4 protein-coding genes are annotated in these 5,150 nt (G+C 63.4%); all 4 read left to right on the forward strand.

Translation table 11 applies throughout. The features are described from left to right. On the forward strand, positions 1–1,054 hold a 1,054-nt coding region (locus ACMLHG_RS02300), incomplete at its 5' end, for a dihydrolipoamide acetyltransferase family protein (protein WP_417169412.1). A gap of 451 nt (positions 1,055–1,505) precedes the next feature. After that, on the forward strand, positions 1,506–2,888 hold the full coding sequence (locus ACMLHG_RS02305; RefSeq protein WP_417169413.1) for a replication-associated recombination protein A: 1,383 nt from the start codon (positions 1,506–1,508) through the stop codon (positions 2,886–2,888). Then, the gene (locus ACMLHG_RS02310; RefSeq protein WP_417169414.1) at positions 2,875–3,435 is read left to right on the forward strand and encodes a 5-formyltetrahydrofolate cyclo-ligase; all 561 of its coding nucleotides are present in this window, start codon (positions 2,875–2,877) and stop codon (positions 3,433–3,435) included. The genes ACMLHG_RS02305 and ACMLHG_RS02310 overlap by 14 nt, the downstream gene beginning before the upstream one ends. A gap of 54 nt (positions 3,436–3,489) precedes the next feature. Then, positions 3,490–5,058: a ribonuclease Y gene (gene rny, locus ACMLHG_RS02315; RefSeq protein WP_417169415.1), complete on the forward strand. Its 1,569-nt coding sequence runs from the start codon at positions 3,490–3,492 to the stop codon at positions 5,056–5,058. Positions 5,059–5,150: the final 92 nt, after the last annotated feature.

Raw genomic sequence — 5,150 nt, forward strand, 5'->3', positions numbered from 1 at the left:
CCCGGCGGCGAAACCCGCACCGGCGGCCAAACCCGCCCCGACGGCAGGCGCGGCTCCGGCGGCGCCGCCTCCGGCACCGGCCCCCCGGCTGACGCCCCCTCCCCCGCCCGCACCGGCGGCGAAGAAGCCGGTGTCGCCGCGGGCGAAGAGGTTCGCCTCGGACTACCTCGTCAACGTGGAGAAGATTCCGGCCGCCGGAACCCGGGTGACGGAGCAGGATGTACGGAACTATCTGGAATCCACCGGATACTTTGACCGCAAGATCACGCCGGTCGCGCTGAATCTCGCCAAAGAGTCGGGCGTGGAGATGGTGGAGCTCGAAGGCTCCGGCGACAACGGCCGGATTACGGTGGAGGATGTCCGCGCCGCAATTGCGGAGCGTCCGCAGCTGTTCAACACGATGCGGCGGGTGATCGCCGACCGGCTGACCCAGTCGAAGCAGACGATTCCGCACTTCTACGTGACGGTCGCGATCGACCTGAGCGGACTCATGGCCAAGCGCAAGGCGCTGAAGGCGGAGGGGATCAATCTCTCGGTCAACGTCTTCGTCATCAAGGCGGTGGCGCTGGCGCTGCGCGATTTCCCGATGGTGAACTCCTTCTGCGACGGGCGGAGCGTTTCGTGCCGCTCGAAGATCAACATCGGCATGGCGGTCTCGGTGGACAACGGTCTGGTGGTGCCGGTGATCCGCAACGCCGACCGCAAGTCGCTCGACGAGATCCAGGCGGAATCGGCCGAACTCGCCGAAAAGGCGCGCGCCGGCAAGCTCTCGCCCGACGACATGAAGGGCGGCACCTTCACCATCTCCAACATGGGGATGATGAACGTCGAATCCTTCGGTGCGATCATCAATCCGGGCGAAAGCGCGATTCTCGCGGTGGCCAGCTCGGTGCCGACGCCGGTGGTGCGCGACGGGGAGATCGTCGTCCGCGACATCATGAAGGTGACGGTTTCCGCCGACCACCGGGTGGTGGATGGCGCGATGGCGGCGGCCTTCGCCAATGCGGTCCGGGTCAATCTGGAGAACACGGCTCTCTGGGATTCCATGATCTGAACCGCATTTCCGGGCGGAACGGAGGAGTTCCGCTGACAGGAAAGCAAGCCGGGAGAGCGTTCGCTCCCCCGGTTTTTTCGCCTTGTTCCACCGGAAACTTTCTTTCGGAGCGGAAACGAAGTTTTTTTCTTTTTTTTTGCGGAAAAACAGAAAAAGGTGTTTTCATATTGATGTTTTTATGCTATAATTATAATACAGCGTGATTCAACGCTTTTATTATAATAGATGAGAAAAAGGGAAGCGGCTGCCCGGCAGAGGCGGCCGGAACGGACATGATTGACTTACGGCATCCTGCGCTATGCCTTGGAATAAGCTGTCGCCCGGAAGGGGACAGCCGGACCAGTCACCCCGGTCGGAGAAATGAACCGGCCGCAGGTTTCATTGTGCCCGATTCCGACCAGTAACCTGCCTGCAGAGCCTCTTCCGGCTGATTGACAATGTACGGCTGGAGATGAGAGAGAATCTGTTTGAACTCGAACCGGAATTCCCGGCATCCTTCACCGGCGGCACGGAAACGGAGGCGGAAAACGGCTCCGGGATGCCGCTGGCGGCCCGGTTGCGTCCCCGTTCGCTCGACGAGTATGTCGGGCAGCGGCATCTGCTCGAACCGGGCAGACTGCTCCGGCGGGCGATCGACGCGGACCGGTTCAGCTCGATCATCCTCTCCGGACCGCCCGGCACCGGGAAAACCAGTCTCGCGGAGGTGATCGCACGGATGACCGATTCGGAATTCATCCGGCTCTCCGGAGTGACCTCGAGCGTCGCGGATGTCCGGCGGGAGATCGCCGCCGCGGTGAAACGGCGGCGCAGTTCCGGGCGGAGGACGATTCTCTTCATCGACGAAATTCACCGATTCAGCCGTTCCCAGCAGGACTCTCTGCTGCCGGACGTGGAAAACGGCAATGTCCGGCTGATCGGGGCAACCACGCACAACCCGCACTTCTACGTGGTGGGGGCGCTGCTTTCCCGGTCGCTGGTCTTCCGGCTCGAACCGCTCTCGCAGGAGGAGATCTGCACGCTGCTCAACCGGGCGACGGGCGACGAACGCTCCTTCCCGGGGCGGAAGGTGGAGCTGGAGCCGCAGGCGGCGGATTTTCTCGCCACCGCCTGCGAGGGGGACGCGCGCCGGGCGCTGAACGCGCTCGAAGTCGCCGCGCTCACCACCGATCCGGATGACGCGGGAGTCACCCGCGTCACGCTGGCGGAGGCGGAGGCTTCGATTCAGCAGAAGATGATCGTCTACGGCGATGACGGCCACTACGACACCGCCTCGGCGTTCATCAAGAGCATGCGGGGTTCCGACCCCGATGCGGCGGTCTACTATCTGGCGAAGATGCTGCACGCCGGGGAGGACATCCGTTTCATCGCCCGGCGGCTTACGATCTTCGCCGCGGAGGATGTCGGCAACGCCGACCCGCGCGCGCTGGAGCTCTGCACCGCCGCGATGCAGGCGGTGGAGATGATTGGCCTGCCGGAAGCGAAACTGATTCTGGCCCAGGCGACCACCTACTGTGCGACCGCGCCGAAGAGCAACGCCTCGTATGCGGCGCTGGAAGCGGCGGCAACCGACGTGGAGCAGGAGCGGGTTCAACCGATTCCGGTCCGTCTCCGCGACGCGCATTACGCGGGGGCGAAAGCGGAGGGAATCGGCAAGGACTATCTCTATCCGCACGACTACCCCGGCGGTTTCGTGCCGCAGGAGTATCTGAGTGTGGATAAGCGCTATTACGAGCCGAAGGAGATCGGCTACGAGGCGCGCATCCGGGAACGGGTTGACTACTGGCGCGCACTGCGCGACTTTGTCCGGGAGGAAAAACGCGATGGAAAAGCGTGAACTGCGAAAGCACTATCTGGCACGGCGCGCGGCGCTGTCGCCGGAGGAGCGGCTCCGGGCCGATGCGGCGATCTGCCGGAACATCCGGCGCCTCGCCTGCTATCAGGCGGCGGACTGCATCGCCGCCTACGCGAGCGACGGGCGGGAGCCGGACCTCTTCGGGTTGCTGGGAGAGAAGCGATTTTTTCTGCCGCGGTACGTCGCGGCGGATGCGGGGTACGAACTGGTGGAGATCCACGACGTCGCGCGGGATCTGGTCCGGGCGAAGTTCGGGCTGCTGGAACCGCGGCCGGAGCGGCCGGCGGCGACGCCGGAGTTTGCCGCAAACAGGCTGCTCTACCTTACGCCGGCGGTCGCCTGTACGCCCTCCGGAATCCGGCTGGGGCGCGGCGGCGGATTTTACGACCGGATGCTGGCGGCGGCCCGCGGACCGGTGATCGGTGTGATCTACGCATGCCAGCTGGCGAACGATCTTCCTCGGGAAGAGCACGACCGCAATGTCGATGTCGTGGTCACCGAGCAGGATATATATCTGTGTGAAAAATAAGGCGGATGAGCTCTTCGGGAGCCGCCGCAGAAAACAGGGGGAAAAGAAGGAAAAATGGAAAGCAATTTGTGGGCGCTGATCGCCGTTGCATGTATTTTTGCCGCGATTGGAATCGCGGCGGGGATCATGCTGAACAACTGGATTCAAAAACTGCAGAAGGATTCCGCTTCGCGCACTGCGGACAAGATCCGCAGCGACGCCGAACGGGAGGCGGAGCACATTCTGCGTGACGCCCGGGTCTCGGCCAAGGCGGAGACCATCAAGATGCGCGAGGAGTGCGAGCAGGAGCTCAAGGAGCGCCGCCGCGAACAGACCAACAACGAGAAGCGTCTCGCCCAGCGCGAGGAGCTGCTCGACCGCCGCGCCGATTCGATGGACGCCAAATCGAAGAACATCGAGAAGCAGGAGAAGGAGATTGAAACGCTCCGGGAACGGCTCGGGAACCGGGAACAGGAGCTGGCCAAAAGCATCTCCCAGCAGATCGATGAACTCGAACGCATCGCCGGCATGAAGCGGGAGGAGGCGCGGGGAATCCTGCTGGAAAAACTCAAGAACGAGATCAAGAATGAGTCCGGTCTGATGGTCCGCAATCAGCTGGAGGAGGCGAAGGCGCGGAGCGAGCGGGAAGCGCGCCGCATTCTCACCTACGCCATTCAGCGGTACGCGAGCGACTGCACCTACGAGCGCACGACGGCGACCATTCCGCTGCCGAACGACGAGATGAAGGGGCGGATCATCGGCCGCGAAGGACGCAACATCCGCGCGATCGAAGCGGCCACCGGCGTGAGCATTCTCATCGACGACACGCCGGAAGCGGTGGTCATCAGCTGCTTCGACCCGGTGCGGAAAGAGGTGGCGCGCCAGCTTATGGAGCGGCTGATCAGCGACGGGCGCATCCATCCGACCCGGGTGGAGGAGCTGGCCAAGAAGATCAGCAAGGAGCTGGAAGAGGAGCTCTTCCAGGTGGGCGAAGCCGCGGTGCTCGAAACCGGAATCCAGGGGGTCTCGCCGCAGATCATGAAGCTGCTCGGCCGCCTGAAATACCGCTACAGCTTTTCGCAGAACGTGCTGCAGCATTCGCTGGAGACCAGCTACTTCATGGGCATGATCGCGGCGGAACTCGGCCTCGACGAGCAGAAGGCGAAGCGGATCGGTCTCTTCCACGACCTCGGCAAGGCGATCGATCACGAGGTGGAGGGGCCGCACGCCCAGATCGGTGCGGACCTGCTGCGCAAGCACAACGAGGCGAAGGATGTCATCCACGCGGTGGCGGCGCACCACGGCGAAGTGGAGCCGGAAAGTCTGTACGACATTCTCATCAGCGCCTGCGATACGCTGAGCGCCTCCCGTCCGGGAGCCCGCAGCGAGACCACCGAACTCTACCTCAAGCGGCTGGAACAGCTCGAGGCGATCGCGCACGAATTCTCGGGCGTGGAGTCCTGCTTTGCACTGCAGGCCGGCCGTGAAATCCGCGTTGTGGTGACGCCGGAGAAGGTCAGCGAAGGCGAAGCGCAGATGCTGGCGAAGGACATCTGCGCGCGGATCGAGAAGGAGATGACCTATCCGGGGCAGATCAAGGTGACGATCATCCGCGAGACCCGTTCGGTCGAATACGCCAAGTAAGAGCGTTCCGCAGAACAGAATTTGCCCTCTCCGCCGGAATCCGGCCGGGAGGGCGTTTTTTTCAGGGAGAGGAACGGTCAGGAGAGCGCGTT

The sequence above is a fragment of the Victivallis sp. genome, from assembly GCF_048170485.1.
Taxonomy (GTDB): domain Bacteria; phylum Verrucomicrobiota; class Lentisphaeria; order Victivallales; family Victivallaceae; genus Victivallis.

Excerpts from the sequence above, each read along its gene's own strand:
- ACMLHG_RS02310 (WP_417169414.1), top strand. The coding sequence starts at position 2,875 with ATGGAAAAGCGTGAACTGCGAAAGCACTATCTGGCACGGCGCGCGGCG.
- rny (WP_417169415.1), top strand. The coding sequence starts at position 3,490 with ATGGAAAGCAATTTGTGGGCGCTGATCGCCGTTGCATGTATTTTTGCC.
- ACMLHG_RS02305 (WP_417169413.1), top strand. The coding sequence starts at position 1,506 with ATGAGAGAGAATCTGTTTGAACTCGAACCGGAATTCCCGGCATCCTTC.